Origin of the sequence: Stenotrophomonas sp. Ps181, assembly GCF_025697425.1 — a bacterium.
Lineage (GTDB): Bacteria > Pseudomonadota > Gammaproteobacteria > Xanthomonadales > Xanthomonadaceae > Stenotrophomonas > Stenotrophomonas sepilia.
Genome location: NZ_JAHWBI010000007.1, coordinates 166,885 through 185,422, shown reverse-complemented (window position 1 = coordinate 185,422; position 18,538 = coordinate 166,885). Strand labels below are relative to the sequence as shown.

Annotated in this window: 15 protein-coding genes; 10 read left to right on the top strand and 5 right to left on the bottom strand. The window is 67.5% G+C overall.

The window, feature by feature from the left end; genetic code table 11:
- Positions 1-74: 74 nt before the first annotated feature.
- The 9 genes from KXV01_RS17030 (at position 75) to KXV01_RS16990 (ending at position 10,911) form a co-directional block, all read left to right on the top strand.
- Positions 75-1,547, top strand: coding sequence for a transglutaminase-like domain-containing protein (locus tag KXV01_RS17030; RefSeq protein ID WP_263467958.1), 1,473 nt, complete (start codon positions 75-77; stop codon positions 1,545-1,547).
- Positions 1,548-1,598: 51 nt separating this feature from the next.
- Positions 1,599-4,598, top strand: a complete 3,000-nt coding sequence (locus KXV01_RS17025; protein ID WP_263467957.1) for a TonB-dependent receptor — start codon at positions 1,599-1,601, stop codon at positions 4,596-4,598.
- A complete protein-coding gene (locus KXV01_RS17020) occupies positions 4,586-6,172 on the top strand; it encodes a serine hydrolase domain-containing protein (protein ID WP_263467956.1) in 1,587 nt (528 codons plus the stop codon). Before KXV01_RS17025 ends, KXV01_RS17020 begins: the two co-directional genes overlap by 13 nt.
- On the top strand, positions 6,105-6,818 hold the full coding sequence (locus KXV01_RS17015; RefSeq protein WP_263467955.1) for a M15 family metallopeptidase: 714 nt from the start codon (positions 6,105-6,107) through the stop codon (positions 6,816-6,818). The genes KXV01_RS17020 and KXV01_RS17015 overlap by 68 nt, the downstream gene beginning before the upstream one ends.
- A gap of 189 nt (positions 6,819-7,007) precedes the next feature.
- Positions 7,008-7,379 (top strand): hypothetical protein, encoded by a 372-nt coding sequence (locus KXV01_RS17010; protein ID WP_235649884.1) that lies wholly within the window; start codon positions 7,008-7,010, stop codon positions 7,377-7,379.
- Between the two features lie 232 nt (positions 7,380-7,611).
- Positions 7,612-8,028, top strand: coding sequence for an EF-hand domain-containing protein (locus tag KXV01_RS17005; protein ID WP_100477440.1), 417 nt, complete (start codon positions 7,612-7,614; stop codon positions 8,026-8,028).
- Positions 8,029-8,112: 84 nt separating this feature from the next.
- A complete protein-coding gene (locus KXV01_RS17000; protein WP_049413265.1) occupies positions 8,113-8,862 on the top strand; it encodes an HAD family hydrolase in 750 nt (249 codons plus the stop codon).
- Positions 8,863-8,893: 31 nt separating this feature from the next.
- Positions 8,894-9,382, top strand: a complete 489-nt coding sequence (locus KXV01_RS16995; RefSeq protein WP_049413264.1) for a hypothetical protein — start codon at positions 8,894-8,896, stop codon at positions 9,380-9,382.
- A gap of 164 nt (positions 9,383-9,546) precedes the next feature.
- Positions 9,547-10,911 (top strand): VOC family protein, encoded by a 1,365-nt coding sequence (locus KXV01_RS16990; RefSeq protein ID WP_263467954.1) that lies wholly within the window; start codon positions 9,547-9,549, stop codon positions 10,909-10,911.
- A 112-nt stretch (positions 10,912-11,023) separates the two neighbouring features.
- Here the strand turns inward: KXV01_RS16990 and KXV01_RS16985 are convergent, their stop codons facing one another.
- Complete coding sequence (locus tag KXV01_RS16985) at positions 11,024-12,538, bottom strand: acetyl-CoA hydrolase/transferase family protein (RefSeq protein WP_049438922.1); 1,515 nt, start codon at positions 12,536-12,538, stop codon at positions 11,024-11,026.
- Between the two features lie 456 nt (positions 12,539-12,994).
- Here KXV01_RS16985 and glnE point away from each other — a divergent pair, with 456 nt between their 5' ends.
- Entirely contained in the window at positions 12,995-15,790 is a 2,796-nt protein-coding gene (gene glnE / locus KXV01_RS16980) for a bifunctional [glutamate--ammonia ligase]-adenylyl-L-tyrosine phosphorylase/[glutamate--ammonia-ligase] adenylyltransferase (RefSeq protein ID WP_263467953.1), read from the top strand.
- Positions 15,791-15,965: 175 nt separating this feature from the next.
- Here the strand turns inward: glnE and KXV01_RS16975 are convergent, their stop codons facing one another.
- The 4 genes from KXV01_RS16975 to KXV01_RS16960 all read right to left on the bottom strand — a co-directional run bounded on the left by KXV01_RS16975 (position 15,966) and on the right by KXV01_RS16960 (position 18,523).
- Entirely contained in the window at positions 15,966-16,526 is a 561-nt protein-coding gene (locus tag KXV01_RS16975) for a queuosine precursor transporter (RefSeq protein ID WP_263467952.1), read from the bottom strand.
- Between the two features lie 75 nt (positions 16,527-16,601).
- The gene (locus KXV01_RS16970) at positions 16,602-17,117 is read right to left on the bottom strand and encodes a hypothetical protein (protein WP_263467951.1); all 516 of its coding nucleotides are present in this window, start codon (positions 17,115-17,117) and stop codon (positions 16,602-16,604) included.
- 31 nt (positions 17,118-17,148) lie between these two features.
- Positions 17,149-17,652 carry a hypothetical protein gene (locus KXV01_RS16965; protein ID WP_049412302.1) on the bottom strand — a complete coding sequence of 168 codons (504 nt, stop codon included), beginning with the start codon at positions 17,650-17,652 and terminating at the stop codon, positions 17,149-17,151.
- 19 nt (positions 17,653-17,671) lie between these two features.
- Positions 17,672-18,523 carry a DUF2145 domain-containing protein gene (locus tag KXV01_RS16960; RefSeq protein WP_262223457.1) on the bottom strand — a complete coding sequence of 284 codons (852 nt, stop codon included), beginning with the start codon at positions 18,521-18,523 and terminating at the stop codon, positions 17,672-17,674.
- Between the last annotated feature and the right edge of the window lie 15 nt (positions 18,524-18,538).

The window sequence follows — 18,538 nt, the reverse complement described above, 5'->3', positions numbered from 1 at the left end:
CAAGAATAAATTATTGACCAACATCCCGGCCCGTGTTACACAGCCGTTACCACCCGCGCTGGGGAAGTGTCGCTGTGGATCCTGCCGTTCGCAAACCGCGTCTGACTGCCGCCGCCGGCCTGGCTGCCGTGTTGCTGCTGTGGGTGTCGGCCACGCACGCAGCAGGCGAGCGCAGCAGCCAGCAGCGCGCGCGGGGAGTGCAGGTGATCGACCTGGTCGACAGCGGCCGTTTCCGCGACGCCGATGCGCAGCTGGCCACTACACCCGCCGCCACAGACGAGGCGTTCCAGCGCGAGCGCATGCGCCGCATCCGCCTGGATTTCGCCCTCGACGAAAACGCCGCCAAGGACGCCGTACGGCGCGGCATTCCCGATCTGACCGACGAGGAATTCGCGCGCTGGGACCAGCTTGGCCTGATCGAGCATCTCGATATCGATGGCAAGCGTTGGTACTTCAAGCGCGCACCCTCGAACCTGTTCCTGCTCAGCGACGAAGCACGCGCGCGCCGCCGCGCGGATGCACCGATGCCGCCTCCGGGCCCCAACGAAGTGCTCAACGCCCACCACGCAGGCGTGGTTGCCGCGGCCGAACAGAGTGGCCAGGCGTCGGTACTGCCGCAGCGCTATGAATTCACCCAGTCGCTCACGGTGAAAGCCGATGTGGTGCCCGCCGGTGAAACGATCCGCGCGTGGATTCCGTACCCGCGCGAGATCCCCGGCCAGCAGGAGCAGGTGCAGTGGCTGGGCAGCAGCCCGGGCAAGGCGCGCGTGGCTCCGGCCCATACCCGTCAACGCACCGCCTACCTCGAAGCCAAAGCGGTCGCCGGGCAGCCGACCCGCTTCGAGATCCGCTACGCGGTCACGATCTTCGCCCGGCATACCGCGATCAACCCGGCCGTAGTGCAACCGACCCCGGCCGATCCGGCCCTGAAGCCCTACCTGGCCGAGCAGCTGCCGCATGTGCGCTTCACCCCGGCGCTGAAGCTGTTCTCCGACCAGGTGCTGCAGGGCGAGACGCGCCCGTATGAAGTGGTGCGCAGGCTGTTTGCCGCGGTCGACCGCATTCCGTGGGCCGGTGCGCGCGAATATTCCACGCTCAGCAACATCAGCGACTACGCACTGCGTGCCGGCCATGCCGACTGCGGGCAGCAGACCCTGCTGCTGATCGCGCTGCTGCGCCTGAACGGCATCCCCGCACGCTGGCAGTCGGGCATGGTGTTCTCCGACGATGGCAGTGGTTACAGCAACCTGCATGACTGGGGACAGGTCTACCTGGCGCCGTTTGGCTGGCTGCCGATGGACGTGACCACTGGCGCACTGGCCAGCGATGTACCGGCACTGCGCGACTTCTACCTGGGTGGCCTCGATGGCTACCGCATCGCCTTCAACGATGATTTCGGCCAGCCCTTCGTGCCGGCCAAACAGCATTACCGCTCGGAAACGGTCGACTCGCAGCGTGGCGAGGCCGAGTGGGCAGGCGGCAACCTGTACTTCGACCAATGGAGCTACGACTTCCAGTGGCGGGTACTGCCAGCCAGGCAACGCTAGCGCGACACATCGCATTCCACACCATTCAATTCTTGCAGGAGAGAGCAGGGGATGAAGTCTTACAGCATCAAGCGGGCGGCGTTGTGCGTCGCCCTTGGGGCGTGTCTGGGCGTGATCGCGCCCAGCGCATTCGCACAGGATGGTTCAGTGGTCGGCCGGCTGGTCAGCGATGCCGGCCAGGTCCCGGCCGGTGCCACGGTGACCGTACGCAACCCGGCAACGGGCTTCGTGCGCTCCGTGCAGGCCGACGCAAACGGCAGCTACCGCATTCCGCTGCTGCCGGTCGGCACCTATGAGATGGAGGTGAGCCTGCCCGGCGGAGGGGCCAGCCGCGTCGGCCAGGTGACGGTCAGCCTCGGCAGTGCCACCACGGTCAACGTGCCGCTGGGTGCGGTCAGTACCCTGGGCACCGTCGAAGTGCGGGCGCCGCAGGTGGTGTCGATGGTGGATGTGAAGTCCACCGAGTCGGCCACCAACATCACCCGCGAGGAACTGTCGCGCCTGCCAGTGGACCGTGACATCACCGCGGTGGCGCTGCTCGCGCCGGGCGCGGTGAAGGGCAAGGGGTCGCTGGGCGGGCAGGGCATTTCCTTCGGCGGTTCGTCGGTGGCCGAGAACACCGTCTACATCAATGGCCTGAACGTCACCGACTTCTACAACCGGGTCGGCTTCTCGTCGGTGCCGTTCTCGTTCTACCAGGAATTCCAGGTCAAGACCGGCGGCTACTCGGTGGAGTTCGGGCGCAGCACCGGCGGCGTCATCAACGCGGTGACCCGCTCGGGCAGCAACGATTTCAAGGCCGGTGCCGAACTGGTGTTCGAGCCGCGCGCGTGGCAGTCGCAGGCACGCGACCGCTACGACGGCAGCGGCAGCCGCTACATCACCGCCAGCCGCGACGACTACAGCCGCAGCGCGCTGAATGTGTTCGCCTCTGGTGCGCTGGTGCAGGACCGCCTGTTCTTCTTCGGCATGTACGAGGCACGCGACTACCGCCCCACCTCGACCAATGACGCCGGCACGCGCCTGAGCCAGGGCAAGGCCGATGATCCGTTCTGGGGCGGCAAGATCGATTGGCAGATCACCGACAACCAGATGCTGTCGCTGTTCGGCTTCTCGGACAAGAGCAAGACCCTCACCGACGTCTACGCCTACGATTACGCCACGGGGCAGACCGTGGGCGAGCGCAGCAACCAGATCTACAACACGGTGGGTGGCAAGAACTGGTCCGGTACCTACAGCTGGCAGGTCAACAACGACCTGACCATGAAGCTGATGTACGGCGAGAACAAGCGCAACCGTGTGCAGAGCTCGTTGATGGACCAGAACTGCAACCGCGTGTTCGACAACCGCACGGCCGGCCAGGGCGTGCCGCCGTCGCTGCAGGGCGACCGCAGCTGCACCAGCAGCTCGCAGCTGGAGTCGGCGCTGGACACGCGCAAGGCCGCGCGCGCGGACTTCGAATGGACGTTGGGCGACCACCTGCTGCGGTTCGGCCTGGATCGGGAGGAAAACACCTCCGATTACAGCCGCGCCTATCCGGGCCCGGGTGGATTCCGCTACGACATCTACTACCGCACTCCCGGCAGCTCGCTGAACGGTGGCGTGGTGCCGGCCAGTGGCGTGGTCGTGCGCACCCGTCGCTATGAAGTGGAAGGGGCCTTCGAGACGATCAACTCGGCCTACTACCTGGAAGACAACTGGCAGGTGACGCCGAATCTGCTGCTGAACATGGGCCTGCGCCTGGAAGCCTTCGACAACAAGGGCGGCGACGGCAGCAGCTACATCAAGATCGACGACATGCTGGCCCCGCGCCTGGGCTTCTCCTGGGACGTGCGCGGCGATGGCACGACCAAGGTGTTCGGCAACCTGGGCCGATACTTCCTGCCGGTGGCCAACGTCATCAACATCAAGCAGGCCGGTGGTTTCCTCGACGAGCGCACCTGGTACGAGTTCCTCGGCTACACCGGCGCAGCCAACAACATCCCCAACCTGGGCGCGCAGATCGGCCCAGTGGACAACTCGCAGGGCGACGGCAGCGTGCCGGACCTGCGCGCGGAAGTGAACCGGGAAATGGACCCGGTCTACCAGGATGAAGCGATCCTGGGCTTCCAGCAGATGATCAACGAGGCCTGGTCGGTAGGCGCCAGCGTGACCTACCGGCGCCTGCACAATGCCATCGATGACATGAACATCACCGCGACCGGGCAGTGTGGTGCCATCGACGGCGTGTGGATCATGGGCAACCCGGGGCGCACCAACACCGTGTGGGGTGACACCGACTGCGACGGCCGCAACGATGGCTGGATCAGCATCGACACCTCGAAGGAAGGTTGGGCGCTGTATGACGACAACGGCAATTATGTCGGCCAGCGCGGCTGGGTGAAGCCCAAGCGTGACTACAAGGCGCTGGAACTGCAGGTCGACCGCGCCTGGGACGGCAAGTGGGGCTTCAACGCGTCCTACACCCTTGCATACGGTCGCGGCAACGCAGAAGGCCCGGTCAACTCCGATACCGACTTCGCCGATGCAGGGCGCACCGAGAACTTCGACAACCCCTGGGTCAACTACGGTGGCTATGGCTACCTGGCCAACGACCGCCGCCACCAGTTCAAGTTCCGTGGCAGCTACGCATTGACCGAGAACCTCAGTGTGGCGGCCACGCTGGGCGTGCAGTCGGGCAGCCCGATTACCCGCTTCGGCGCCGGTAATCCGTTCGACGACACCGACTTCCACAGCTACTACGTGTGCGTGTCCAATTGCCAGGCGACGGTTCCGTCCCAGCGCGTGTTCGTGCATTCGCCACGCGGTGGCGATGGCCGCACGCCCTGGACCTATGACCTGGACGTGAGCGTCTCGTACAAGGTGCCGATTCCCACCGATCTGCGCCTGAAGCTGGCGGTGTACAACGTGCTCAACCAGCAGCGCGTGGTGACCGTGGACCAGGACTACGAGCCGCAGGACAGCATCGGCACGCCGAACCCGCTGTACCGCTACGGCACCGGCTTCCAGTCACCGCGCTATGCGCAGTTGACCGTGACATGGGCCTACTGAAGCCCGCACGGCAGGCTCGAAACTGCGTCTGCGCGGCGGCGCTGGCGGTGTTCCCGGTTGCGGTGGCACAGACCACCGCGACCGCCTCCCTCGATGCCGACGTCGCCGCCGTGGTCCAGCACGAGCACCTGCCCGGGCTGGCCATGGCGGTGGTCGACAACGGGCAGGTGGTCTATCGCCACGCCGAGGGGACCCGCGGCGACGGCGGCCGCATCGACCAGGACACGCTGTTCAAGATCGCCTCCAACAGCAAGGCGATGACCGCCGCCCTGCTGGCGCGGCTGGTGCAGCAGGGGATGCTGCGCTGGGAGGATCCGGTGCAGCAACATCTGCCGGGCTTCCGCATGCACGATGCATGGGTGGGCGAGCAGATGCAGGTGCGCGACCTGCTGATCCACAACAGCGGCCTCGGCCTGGGCGCCGGTGACCTGATGCTGTGGCCGGAGCCGAACGCGTTCACCCGTGCCGACATCATCGCGGGGCTGGCGCACCTGAAGCCGGTCAGCAGTTTCCGCAGCCGCTACGCCTACGACAACCTGATGTACGTGGTGGCCGGCGAAGTGGCGGCGGCAGCCGGTGGCAAGCCGTATGACCAGCTGATGCGCGAGCAGGTGTTCGAACCACTGGGCATGACCCGCTGCCAGGTTGGGGCGTGGTCGGTGAAGCGGGTGGGCAACGTGGCGCAGCCGCATGCCTGGCGCGGTGATCGCAACGCGGTAGTGAACGCGGATGGAGCGATCAGCCCGGACCTGCCCTCGATGGCCGCCGGCGGCATCCGCTGTTCGCTGCGCGACATGACGCGCTGGATGCAGGTGCTGCTCGATCCCACGCTCGCGCCCGGCTGGTTGGACGCTGAGCAGCGCCGTACGCTGTGGACCCTGCACATGCCGATGGCGCTGGGTGAACGCCAGCGGCGTTGGGACAAAGCGCATTTCTATGGCTACGGCTATGGCTGGCGGGTGTCGGACATGGATGGGCAGTGGAAGGTGGCGCACACCGGCACCCTGTCGGGCATGTACTCGTCGCTGGCGCTGTTGCCTGACCGCAAGGTGGGCGTGGTGATGCTGATCAACGGTGAAGGCGAGGATGCGCGCACCGCATTGATGCAGGCCGCGCTGAAGCGCTTCACCGCCCCCGATGAGGCGCGTCCGGCGCTGGCGTACCTGGCCGAACTGAAGGCTGACCAGGCTACGCGCGCGGCAAGCGGCCATCAGCGGCCGGCGACGTCGGAGGCACGGCCGACATCGGACGCCGATCTGCCGCGCTGGCAGGGCCGCTACACCGATCCGTGGCTGGGGCCGGCCTCGCTTTGCCCGGGCAAGGACGGCCTGCGCTTCAGCGTGGACAAGTCGCCCCGGCTGCAGGGGGCCGTGCGGCAGCTGCAGGGGCGCTGGCTGCTGCGCTGGGATACGCTGGGCGAAGACGCGCAGGCGTGGCTGCAGCCCGGCGAAGGCCACACACCAACACTGGACCTGCGCGCCATCGATCCGGACATCGACTTCAGCTATGACTTCCAGGACCTGCATTTCACTCGTACTGGCGATTGCCCTGGCGGCGACCACCCGCGCCGCTGAGCCACCGCGCGTTTCACCGGCCACCGACGCGGCCAGCGCCGGACTGGTGGAGATCCGCACGTTGTCGCCGCGCATCGAGCTGGATATCCGCTATGCGGGTGCCAACAACTTCACCGGCGCGCGCGTGCCCGGCTACGAGGCGCCTTCGTGCTACCTGCTGGCGCCGGTGGCGAAGGCGCTGGCACAGGTGGAACAGGACCTGCGCGCCGATGGTTTCGGCCTGCGCCTCTACGACTGCTACCGGCCGGTGCGTTCGGTGCAGGCGTTCATGGCCTGGGTGAACGATCCGCGCGAGCTCTCGCGCAAGGCGCAGCAGTACCCGGATCTGGACAAGCCACGCCTGCTGGCTGACGGCTACATCGCCGAGCGCTCCGGCCACAGCCGCGGTGCCACGGTGGATCTGGGCCTGCTGGATTGCCGCAGCGGTGCATGTACGCCCTTGGACATGGGTACTGACTTCGACTTCTTCGGGCCACGTGCGCATACGCAGACGAGCGGGCTGAGTGAGACGCAGCAGGCGAACCGGCGGCAACTGGTGCAGGCAATGGCACGGCGTGGTTTCGTGAACTATCCGCAGGAGTGGTGGCACTACACGTTCCAACCGGAACCGGATCCCGCTACCGCCTACGACGTTCCCGTGCGGTAGCTGGCACCCTTGATGGACTGGGGTCAGATCCGTTCTCCATAGAAAAACGGATCTGACTTCGACCCTCGCAATGATTTGGTGCGCCATCTCTCGTTGATGTTGCCGGCCAGCGGCCGGCGCTACCGCAGGTGCAGAGCGCCCTCCTGCCGATACCCTTACACTGGCCGCCATCCTACGTTTGCCCACCCGATGAATCTTCCCCTGCACTTCGGCCTGCTCGGTACCCTGGAAGCCGGCGCCATCGCCATGCTGGTCGGGCTGCTGGTGTACTTCCTGTGGTCGCAGCTGTGCCGGCTCCTGCACTGGACAGCGGGGCATGCGATCGGCTGGTCCTGCGTCATCGCCGTGATCATCGCCGCCGGCATCGATGCGTGGAAGCTGTTCTACATGGGCATCGTGCGGCTGGAATCGCCGCTGTACGCGCGCATCTTCCTGGCCACCATCCACGATCCGAACGAACTTGGCAGCCGTGTGGTGCTGGAAATCGCCGGTGCGCTCGCCGGTGTTGCTCTTGCGTGGGTGTTGTTCAGTTCGCGGTCATCGGAAAAAACCGTCGACTGACGCAGGTTTTTCGTTGCCTGCCGGTTAAGTGCAGAGGCGCTGAATGCGCATCTTATGAGCCACTCACTTCGCCCTAACCACCGCACTAACGCATGCGTGGAGGCCAGTGGTTAATCGCGCGTGTGGGCGCCGGTCGCGGCGCAAAATCGATTCAGAAACGCGGTGGCAGGGTAGGTGCCGTGCGGAATCAACACGCCGCGCAACACCACCCAATCGGTAGGAGACACCCCTGATGACTATTCGCAACCGCAAGCCCCTGATCGCCCTGATCGTCGCCGCCGGCAGCGTGCTGGCCGTCCCGGCGATGGCCCAGTCGGCCAAGCAGCAGGCCGCGCAGGCACAGAACGAGGCCGCCCAGGCGCAGCAGGCAGCGGCACAGGCGGGCCAGGCGGCTGACCAGGCAACCAATGCGGCCGCAGCGGCCTCGGCCCAGGCCAACGGCGGTGGCCAGACCTGGGCCAGCATCGATACCGATGGCAACGGCACCATCAGCAAGACCGAGGCGCAGGTGAACGCAGGCCTGGCCCAGGTGTTCGACCAGGCCGATACCAACAAGGACGGCGAGCTGAGCGCCGATGAGTACAAGGCCTACGTGGCCGCCCAGCAGGCCGGCGCCGGTGGCGCAGCGCAGGGTGCCCAGGGCAGATAAGTCCTGCATCGGGGCGTATGGGAACCCGGGCGGCTTTGGCCGCCCGGGTTTTTTTCGTCACCACGGCCCCTGTATCCTTGTGTGATGAACACCCCCACGCCTGCGCCGTCGCGCGCCATCGGCCTGGTCGGTTTTGACGGTGACGATACGCTGTGGAAGAGCGAGGACTACTACCGCAAGGCCGAGCAGGATTACCTTGACCTGCTGTCGCGCTACGTCGACGTGCATGACACCCAGACCGCGCGCCACCTGCTGGAAGTGCAGCAGCGCCACCTGGGCACCTTCGGCTACGGCGTCAAGAGCATGACCCTGTCGATGATCGAAGCGGCCATCGACATCACCGGCCAGCGCATCGAGGCCAAGGACATCCAGCGCATCCTGGAGATCGGCCACGACACCCTGCGCCACCCGGTCGAGCTGATCGACGGTGTGCGCGAAGCCGTGGCGGCCATCGCCGAGCACTACCCGGTGGTGCTGATCACCAAGGGCGACCTGTTCCACCAGGAAGCGAAGATCAAGGTCGCCAACCTGGCCGAGCTCTTCCCGCGCATCGAGATCGTTTCCGAGAAGGACCCGGAGACCTACGCCCGCGTGCTGGCCGAATTCGACCTGCCGATGCAGCGCTTCGTGATGGTCGGCAACTCGCTGCGCTCGGACATCGAGCCGGTGGTGACCCTGGGTGGCTGGGGCGTGCATACCCCGTACGCAGTGACCTGGGCCCACGAGACCCAGCATGGCGTGGCCGACGACGAACCGCGGATGGTCACTGCCGATACCGCCCACGACTGGCCGGCCGCACTGGCGGCGATCGAGGCCAAGGCCGCTGCGGCCTGACAGGGCCCGTCGGCTGCGGCAGAATCGGGGCATGAACCACCGACTGCGCGCGCTGTTGTTGTCCCTGCTGCTGGTGCCGGCCACCGTGCTGGCCCAGCAGACCGCCGAGCGTTCGGCGGCCTACGAGGTGGAAACCGGTGACAGCTGGGTCGATGCCCAGCTGCAGGACATCAACCATTACGCCGAACGCTACCCCGACGCCTTCCTCGACGAAGTGTCGCGCTATGCCGACGTACCGCGCGGCTACATCAGCGCGCTGTTCACCACCCACGGCTGGCAGGCCGGAGACATCTATTTCGCCTGCTTCTGGGCCAAGGCCAGTGGCCAGACCTGCCGCGACAGCGTGCGTGCCTTCAGCCAGGACCCGGAGGGCGGCTGGGAGGCGGTGGTCAAGCGCATGCCCACCAAGCCGGACAATCTGCACTACCGGGCTGTGCGCCATGCCATCGTGGCCAGCTACCAGCACTGGGACCGGCCGATCACGCTGGATGCCACGCTGAAGCGCCAGTTGAAGCGGTAGCGGCGGCCGCTGGCCGGCTATTGCATCCTTTCCAGGCATCCGGGGTTGCCGGCCAGCGGCCGGCACTACCGATTTCCTTATGTTGCTGTGCATATCGCCGCCGCCGCGCGCTCCGGCGACAATACGGGTCCGAGCTGTTCCCCGTTCCCGTAATCGAGTGACTGATGAGCGCCTCTTTCGTTTCGCCTGATGTGATCCGCCGCCTGTTCGCGCAGGCCATGTCCCGCATGTACCGTACCGAAGTGCCGCTGTACGGCACGCTGGTGGAACTGGTGGAGCGGATCAACGCGCAGGTGCTTGCCCAGGACCCGGCGCTGGCCGCGCAGCTGCAGCGCAACGACGAGCGTGCGCGCCTGGATGAAGAGCGTCATGGCGCGATCCGCGTCGGTACCGTGCAGGAGCTGGCCACGCTGCGCCGCCTGTTCGCGGTGATGGGCATGTACCCCGTCGGCTACTACGACCTGTCGGTGGCCGGCGTGCCGGTGCACTCCACCGCGTTCCGCCCGCTGACCGGCGCGGCGCTGGCGCAGAATCCGTTCCGCGTGTTCACCTCGCTGCTGCGCCTGGAGCTGATCGAAGACGAAGCCCTGCGTGCCGAGTCGGCGAAGATCCTGGCACGCCGCCGCATCTTCACCGACGGCGCGCTGGCGCTGATCGACCAGGCCGAGCGGGACGGTGGGCTGTCGCAGGCCGATGCCGAGCGCTTCGTCGATGAAGCCCTGGAGACCTTCCGCTGGCACGGCGACGCCACGGTCGACCTGCCGACCTACCACGCGCTGCACAACGCGCACCGGCTGGTGGCCGACGTGGTCAGTTTCCGCGGCCCGCACATCAACCACCTGACCCCGCGCACGCTGGACATCGATGCCGCGCAGGCGGCAATGATCGAGCACGGCATGGCGGCCAAGGCGGTGATCGAAGGCCCGCCGCGCCGCGCCTGCCCGATCCTGCTGCGCCAGACCAGCTTCAAGGCGCTGGAAGAGGCCGTGCATTTCCCGGATGCCGAAGGTGGTGATGCCGGCACCCACACCGCGCGCTTCGGCGAGATCGAACAGCGCGGCCTGGCGCTGACCCCGAAGGGCCGCGCGCTGTACGACCAGCTGCTGTCGCAGGCACGTGATGCCGGTGGCGAAGGCAGTACCGGTGGCGACTACGGCCAGCGCCTGCAGGCGGTGTTCGCCAGCTTCCCGGATGACCATGACACGCTGCGCCAGGAAGGCCTGGGGTATTACCGCTACCAGCTGACCGACGCTGGCCGCGCCGCGCCGGAGCGCGTGGCCGATCTGCCGGCCGAAGTGCTGGTGGCCGCCGGCCTGGCCACGGCCGATCCGATCGTCTACGAGGATTTCCTGCCGGTCAGTGCCGCGGGCATCTTCCAGTCGAACCTGGGCGGCGAAGAACAGCGCGCGTATGCCGCACATGCCAACCGCGAGGCCTTCGAGCAGGCGCTGGGCGTGGCGGTGAATGACGAGTTCGAGATCTACGAGCGGCTGCAGGCCGAATCGCTGGCGAGCCTGCGCACCGCGTGAAGGTAGAGCCGGCCGCTGGCCGGGCGCGCCGCGTGAAGGTAGAGCCGGCCGCTGGCCGGCTGTAGGGGGAAGCCGGCCAGCGGCCGGCTCTACCCGACGTCCGTAGCGGGTCTCAGCCCTTCATCGTGCCGGTATCCAGCCAGCGCTGGTGCCACGACAACGCTTCCGGCAGCAGGTGCGGGGTGTGCTTGCCGTAGCTCTCGCGGCTGGCACGGTCGAAGTAATCCTGCAGCTGCGGGCGGAAGTCCGGGTGCGCGCAGTTGTCGATAAGCACCTGCGCGCGCTTGCGCGGGGTCAGGCCGCGCAGATCGGCCAGGCCCTGTTCGGTGACGATCACCGACACATCGTGCTCGGTGTGGTCGACATGGCTGGCCATCGGCACGATCGCCGAGATGGTGCCGTTCTTGGCAGTGGACGGGCTCAGGAAGGCCGACAGGAAACCGTTGCGGGCGAAGTCACCCGAACCGCCAATGCCGTTCATGATCCGCGTGCCCATCACGTGCGTCGAATTGACGTTGCCGTAGATGTCCACCTCGATCATGCCGTTCATGCCGATGCAGCCCAGACGGCGCACCAGTTCCGGATGGTTGGAGATTTCCTGCGTGCGCATGATGATGCGCTCGCGGTAGAAATCGATGTTCTCCTTGAATGTCTCGTTGGCCTGCGGGCTCAGCGCGAAGCCGGTGCACGAGGCATAGCTCAGCACGCCGTCGCGCAGCAGGTCGAGCATGCCGTCCTGGATCACTTCGGTGAACGCGGCCAGGTCGCGGAAACCGCTCTTGGCCAGGCCGGCCAGCACGGCGTTGGGGATGTTGCCCACGCCCGACTGCAGCGGCAGCAGGTTCGGCGGCAGGCGGCCCTTCTTCACCTCGTGCTTGAGGAACTCGATCAGGTGCGAAGCGATCTGTTCGCTGGTCGCATCGATCGGGCTGAACGGGCTGTTGCGGTCCGGGCCGTTGGTACGCACCACGGCCACGATCTTGTCCGGGTCGCAGCGCAGCGCGGTATCGCCGATGCGGTCGTTGGCGTTCACCAGCGGAATCGGCTTGCGGTGCGGCGGCAGCGCGGTGCCGTAGTAGATGTCATGCATGCCGTCGACGCCGGCCGGCTGCCACTCGTTGACCTCGACGATCACCTTCTTGGCCAGGTCCAGCCAGGTCTTGTTGTTGCCGACCGAGGTGGAGGGCACCAGCGAACCATCTTCGCGGATGGCCGAGACCTCGATGACGGCGGTATCGATTTCGCCATAGAAGCCGAACCACACGTGCTGGGCGACGTGGCTGAGGTGGATGTCGATGTAATCCAGCTTGCCCTCGTTGATGCGGTTGCGCGCATCCGGATCGCTCTGGAACGGCATGCGCATGGCGATGCCATCGGCCTTGGCCAGCGCGCCATCGAGTTCCGGCGCGGTCGAGGCGCCGGTCATCAGCTTGATCTGGAAGGGATTGCCCTGGGCATGCACCGTTTCGATGCGGCGGGCCAGTTCGACGGGAACGGCCTTGGGATACCCGGAGCCGGTAAAGCCGCTCATGGCCACGGTTTCACCGGGCTGGATCAGCGCGGCTGCGGCCTCGGCGGAGACCACGCGGTCACGGAGACGCGCGTTGGCGATGCGATCAACAGACATGACGACAGTGTTTCTGGGGGGAATCCCGATTATCGGCCATCCTCATCCGTACGCGGGGTTCTACCTTCGTGGAATGGCTTTTCCCCGGGGCTCACCCATACCCACCGGTTTTGTTTTGCAGTGCAGCGTGCAAAGTGCTTTCGCAGCCCGCACGATGGCCCTGCATCCCGACGTGGGGGAGGGAGCAGAGCCCGCTGGCAGTTCGCTGCAAGCGGGCTTTTTTATTGCCTGTCGCCCAGTATGAATACGCGGCTCCCAGTATCGGTGGTGCCGGCCGTTGGCCGGCAACCCCAGCAACCGTCGGCGGGATCAGCAGATCTGCCGGCCAGCGGCCGGCACTACCGGGTCATCGGATCTGCCGGCCAGCGGCCGGCACTACTAGATCATCGGATTTGCCGGCCGGCGGCCGGCACTACCGGGTCCGTCGCGTCCCCACCGGGTCGATACAATCCGCCCATGACCCTCGCCCCCGCTGACCTGCCCGCCCCCCTGCAGCCCCTTGTCGACCGCGCGCTGGCGCGTCTGGCCCAGGTCCTGCCCGAGCCCATCCCGAGTGACCTGCAGCCGCTGCTGTCCCGACTGGCGGTGGCCAGCGATTTCGCACTGGACACGCTGGTGCGGCAACCGGCCCTGCTGGCGCAGCTGGCTACCCCCGGCTGCCCGCCGATCCCGCCACCGGTGCTCGATCCGCTGCAGCCCAGCGACTGGCCGGCGCAGATCCGGCGCTGGCGTACTGCCATGTCGACGCGGCTGATCTGGCGCGATCTCACCGGTCTGGACGACGTGGCACAGACCCTGGCCGGCGCCACCACCCTGGCCGAGGACTGCCTGCGGCTGGCGCTGGACGCCCTGCAGCAGGAATTCGCCCAGCGCCACGGCGTGGTCCGAGATAACGCAGGCACGCCGCAGCAGCTGGTGGTGTTCGGCCTCGGCAAGCTCGGCGGCGGCGAGCTCAACTTCAGTTCCGACATTGATCTGGTCTACGCCTATCCGCACGGCGGCGAATCCGACGGCCCGCGCGCGCTGGCCGCCGAAGAGTATTTCGCCCGCCTCGGCCAGCGCCTGGCCAAGCTGCTGGACGAAACCACCGTTGATGGCTTCAGCCACCGCGTCGACCTGCGCCTGCGCCCGTTCGGCAGCGCCGGCCGCGTCGCACTGTCGTTCGCGGCGATGGACCAGTACTTCCAGCGCGAAGGCCGCGACTGGGAGCGCTATGCATGGCTGAAGGCGCGCGCGGTCGCCGGCGATGTCCAGGCGGGTGAGGCGTGGCTGCAGACCCTGCGCCCGTTCGTGTACCGCCGCTACCTGGACTTCACCGCGCTCGATGGCCTGCGCGAGATGAAGGCGGCGATCACCGCCGAAGTCGCGCGCCGCGAGCTGCACGAAGACATCAAGCGCGGTGCCGGTGGCATCCGCGAAATCGAGTTCCTGTGCCAGGCGCTGCAGCTGATCCGCGGTGGCCGCGAGCCGGCGCTGCGCGAGCGCCGCCTGCTGGTGGCGCTGGACGCGCTGGTGGCCGCGGGGCAGATCGCGCCCGACGATGGCGCTGCGCTGCGCGAGGCCTACCTGTTCCTGCGCCGCCTGGAGAACCGCCTGCAGATGTTGCGCGACGCACAGACCCACGTGCTGCCCAGCGACGCGCTGGACCGCGAGCGCATCGCCGTCGGCCTCGGCTACCCGGACTGGGAGGTGCTGCGCGCGGCGCTGGCCGAACAGCAGCAGCGGGTCAGTACCGAATTCGCCGCGCTGCTGGCCCCGCGCAAGGGCCAGGCCGCGCCCGACGCGCTGGCCAACTACTGGCGCAGCCTGCCCGAGGGCAGCAACGCGGCGTTGCTGGCCGAAGCCGGTTTCCTCGATGCCAACGGCGCCGACCAGTCATTGCGTGATTTCGCGCAGGGCACCGGCGTGAAGTCATTGTCCGATGCCGCGCGTGCGCGGCTGGATCGCGTACTGCCTGCGTTGCTGCATGCGGCCACGCGTTCGCCGCAGCCCGATGCCGCGCTCAAGCGCGTGCTTGGCCTGCTGCAGGCGGTGCTGCGCCGGACCAGCTATCTCGCGCTGCTGGACGAACAACCGAGCGCGCTGGCGCGTCTGGTCGACGTGCTGGCGCGCAGCGCGCTGCTGGCCGAGCGTCTGGCCGCGTACCCGCTGCTGCTGGACGAACTGCTGGACGTGCGCGTGTCCGGTCCGATGCCCGATGCCGCCGGCATGCTGGCCGAATGCCGGCAGGTGCTGGCGGTGGAAGATCCCGAATCGGCACTGCGCTGGCTCAACGAGACGCGGCTGGCGCTCAGTTTCCGCATGGCGATGGCCACGCTGGATGGTCGCCAGGGGGCGGTGGACAGCACGCGGCAACTGGCCGAGCTGGCGCAGGCGGTGGTCACCACCGTGCTGGCGATGGCCGAGGCGGACATGCGCGCCGCGCACGGCGCGATTCCCGGTGGACGTTTCGCGATCATCGGCTACGGCAGCCTCGGTGGGCTCGAGCTGGGCTTCGGTTCCGACCTGGACCTGGTATTCCTGCACGACAACCCGGCCGGCGTGGAGGCCAGCGACGGCGCACGTCCGCTGGAACCGGGGCGCTGGTATGCGCGGCTGGCGCAGAAGGTGATGGCGCTGCTTGGTGCGGTCACCGCCGCCGGGCGCCTGTACGACATCGACGTGCGCCTGCGCCCGGACGGTGGCAAAGGATCGCTGGTGTCTTCGTTGGCCAGCTACACCGAGTACCAGCGCGAACGCGCATGGACCTGGGAACACCAGGCCCTGGTACGTGCACGCGGCGTGGCCGGTGATGCCAGCCTGCTGGCCGACTTCGAGCAGGTGCGTGCGCAGACACTGGGCCGCGAACGCGATGCCGGTGTGCTGTATGCCGATGTGTTGAAGATGCGTGGCCGCATGCGCACCGAACTGGACCGCAGCGACGCCGTGCGGCTGGACCTGAAGCAGGGTGCCGGTGGCGTGGTGGACCTGGAGTTCCTGCTGCAGACCGGCGTGCTGGCACGCAGCGCGCAGCATCCGGCGCTGCTGCAGCCGCGCGATACACCGTCGTTGATTGATGCGCTGGCAGTTATCGGTTTCGTTCCCGATGCCACGGCGCAGGCGCTGCACACCGCGCATGCCACGCTGCTCGACGTAGGCCTGGCCTGCACGCTGGACCGGCGCCCGCGACTGGCACCGACCACGCCGGCGATTGAAGACGCGTGTGCGGCGATTACGGCGGCGTGCAGAGCGGCGGCGTTGCCGTTCGGGTGAGTGGGTGCACCCATTAGAGCAATTGCCCGGGGATGATCCGCTGTTGGTAGGTGCCGACCGTTGGTCGGCACAATCTGTCAGCGGTGATGAACTCTGATGGAGCGTGCCGACCAACGGTCGGCACCTACCGTGCTCATGTGCCATCCAAGGTTGGCACCTACCAGAGCATGTGCGTTCAGCTGGTGGCGCGCAGCGGCGCCATCTTCCACAGCAGCGCGCGGAATGGGGCCAGCAGGCAGACGCCGATCGCCAGCTTCACTGCCAGGTCGCCAGCGGCCCAGCTCACCCACGGCAAGGTGGAACCGGCAAACGCGATCGACCAGAAAATCGTGGTATCCACCGTCGCGCTGCAGGTGGTGGCCACCATTGGTGCGCGCCACCAGCTGCCACGGCGCAGGCGGTCGAACACGGTGATGTCCAGCAGCTGGGCCACGATGAACGCCGAGCACGAGGCAATGGCGATGCGCGGGGTGGCCACCCAGATCGACAGCAGCACCGCCACCGCGAAACCGATCCACGCCACGCGGCGCGCCGGGGCCGGACCGAAGCGACGGTTGATCAGGTTGCTGACCAGGAACGCGACCGGATAGCTGAAGGCGCCCCAGGTCAGCCAGTCGTTGATCGGGTACTGCACCAGTACGTTGGACAGCAGCACCACCGCGCCCATCGCCAGCACCGCCAGCACCAGGGCGCGCGGGGTCAGCGGGGCAAACAGAGGGGCAGGACGCACGGACATGGCGAGCCAGGGGGACAAAGGGGATCGCCCATTATCCGCCCGGCCTGCGGCAAAGCCAAAACCGGTCGTTCAGCTTTACAGCGCTTCACTCATCACGTCACCGGCGGCATAGGCCGTCGGCACATAGGCCAGGGTCTGGCCCTGCGCGCTCTTCACGTTCCAGCCGGCACCGGCCTCGGTGGGGTCGAAATGCACCCGTTGCCCGACCACGAAGGCCGCCGTCGGGTTCTCGCCCTGCGGCTGCACCGGCCAGCGCAGGGTGGCGGTGTGGTCGGCCTTGTCGGGTACCTGCAGCTGCACCTGGCGCTCGCCCGACGGCGTGGTCTCCACCTTCTTCACTTCCATCGGCGGCAGCGGCACCGCCTTGGTGCGGGCAGCCCTGGCGTTGCGTTCGCTGGCCTTGAACGGCGCCTTGGACAGTTCGGACAGGCCCATCGACGCCGCCAGCGGCAGCGACAGCACCACGAACGAGGTCACGATCACGCTGGCCTCGCTGCTGTTCAACTGCGGCGCGGCGCCGGCATGGACGGTGGGCACCAGCAGCGCCGAGAGCAGCAATGCAGTGGTGGGAACGCGCAGGCAACGGAGCATGGAGACCTCCTGGTCAGCGTGGGACGGCGGCTCAGCGCCGGGTGTCAAAGATGTCGCGCGGGCCGGTGGCCTCGGGCAGGTATTCCAGCGGGCGGCCCTGGTTGTCCTTCAGCTGCCAGCCCTGGTCGTTGCCGGTTGGCTCGAAGTTCACGGTCTGGCCCACGGTGAACTGCACGGCTGGGTCGCCGACGCCGCGCGGATACTGCATCGATGCGGTGTTCTGCGGATCGTTGGCATCACGCAGCAGCACTTCGCGGCGGCCATCGACGGTGGTGGCGATGGCACTCACCTCCATCTGCGGCAGCTTGATCTGCTGCGGGCGGGCCAGCGGCCGGCCGGCGTCGGCCGCGTCCTGGGCTTCCTTCGCTGCTGCGGCGCGGGCCGAGGCCACCATCTGCGTAGACATCTCCAGGCTCGGTCCCTGCGGACCCGGGTCGTGGATGATCACGATGCGGCGTTCGGCGTGGGCGGCCGTGGACCAGGCCAGGCCGGTGACGATCACCATCGACAACACAGAGGTAAGCAGCGGACGCATGTCGTTCTCCTCGGGGAAATCAGGGGGCGGCGGCGGTGGCACCGGCCACCGGCACATGGGGGATGACCAGTTCCTGCTGCAGCTGGCTGCGCTGGTGCAGGAAGTCGAACACCGATTCCACCGTCACCACCGAATAGTTGCCGGAGATGCGCTCGCCGGCCGGATGGTCGGTGGTGGTGGCGTTGGCCACGAACAGGCGCGCACCCACGCGCTTGCCGAGGCCGATGTGCAGCACGCTGGGCTGGTATTTGTGCTGGCGCAGCCACTGCTGCGCCTGTTCGCGCTTGACGATGGCCGGCGTGCCTTCGGCCTGCGCCATCGCCGCCGCCAGCACTTCCAGCACCCACTGGTTGGAGTTCTGGTAGTCGGTGGCGAACGGGTAGGCGACCACGTTGTACTTCGCTTCGTGCAGCGCCTTGGGCTGGATCGACGGCGATACCAGCATCGCTTTCAATGCAGCACGCAGCGGTGCCGAAGGCACGCCGATGCGCAGGTCGGTATGCCCGCCGCTTTCGCCGACAAAGTTGCCCAGGCCCTCGTGGTACAGCTGCGAGCGGTCGGTCTTGCAGCGGTTGAGCAGGTGCATCGCACGCCAGCGGCCGTCGTCCTCGCGCAGCAGGAAGGCCAGGTGGCTGTGGCGCAGGCCGTAGCGGCTCAGGTCCTGGCCACCGCGCGCGGCCATCACCACGTCCACATCGGGCAGCGCGTCCAGGCGTTCGGCGGTGGTCCAGGCCACGTCCAGCATCGCCGCCTGCGACGCCACGCTCGGGTAGCGCTCGCGGCAGGCGGTGCTGTCGGCCCAGGCCGGTGCGGTCGCCAGCAGGCTGGCGATCAGCAGCGCGGCGCGGCGCAGGCGGGAAAAACGATCCATGTCGGTACCTTCAAC

Coding starts and splice junctions, on each gene's coding strand:
- KXV01_RS17025 (WP_263467957.1), top strand. CDS start 1,599: ATGAAGTCTTACAGCATCAAGCGGGCGGCGTTGTGCGTCGCCCTTGGG.
- KXV01_RS17020 (WP_263467956.1), top strand. CDS start 4,586: ATGGGCCTACTGAAGCCCGCACGGCAGGCTCGAAACTGCGTCTGCGCG.
- KXV01_RS17015 (WP_263467955.1), top strand. CDS start 6,105: ATGACTTCCAGGACCTGCATTTCACTCGTACTGGCGATTGCCCTGGCG.
- KXV01_RS17010 (WP_235649884.1), top strand. CDS start 7,008: ATGAATCTTCCCCTGCACTTCGGCCTGCTCGGTACCCTGGAAGCCGGC.
- KXV01_RS17005 (WP_100477440.1), top strand. CDS start 7,612: ATGACTATTCGCAACCGCAAGCCCCTGATCGCCCTGATCGTCGCCGCC.
- KXV01_RS17000 (WP_049413265.1), top strand. CDS start 8,113: ATGAACACCCCCACGCCTGCGCCGTCGCGCGCCATCGGCCTGGTCGGT.
- KXV01_RS16995 (WP_049413264.1), top strand. CDS start 8,894: ATGAACCACCGACTGCGCGCGCTGTTGTTGTCCCTGCTGCTGGTGCCG.
- KXV01_RS16990 (WP_263467954.1), top strand. CDS start 9,547: ATGAGCGCCTCTTTCGTTTCGCCTGATGTGATCCGCCGCCTGTTCGCG.
- KXV01_RS16985 (WP_049438922.1), bottom strand. CDS start 12,538: ATGTCTGTTGATCGCATCGCCAACGCGCGTCTCCGTGACCGCGTGGTC.
- glnE (WP_263467953.1), top strand. CDS start 12,995: ATGACCCTCGCCCCCGCTGACCTGCCCGCCCCCCTGCAGCCCCTTGTC.
- KXV01_RS16975 (WP_263467952.1), bottom strand. CDS start 16,526: ATGTCCGTGCGTCCTGCCCCTCTGTTTGCCCCGCTGACCCCGCGCGCC.
- KXV01_RS16970 (WP_263467951.1), bottom strand. CDS start 17,117: ATGCTCCGTTGCCTGCGCGTTCCCACCACTGCATTGCTGCTCTCGGCG.
- KXV01_RS16965 (WP_049412302.1), bottom strand. CDS start 17,652: ATGCGTCCGCTGCTTACCTCTGTGTTGTCGATGGTGATCGTCACCGGC.
- KXV01_RS16960 (WP_262223457.1), bottom strand. CDS start 18,523: ATGGATCGTTTTTCCCGCCTGCGCCGCGCCGCGCTGCTGATCGCCAGC.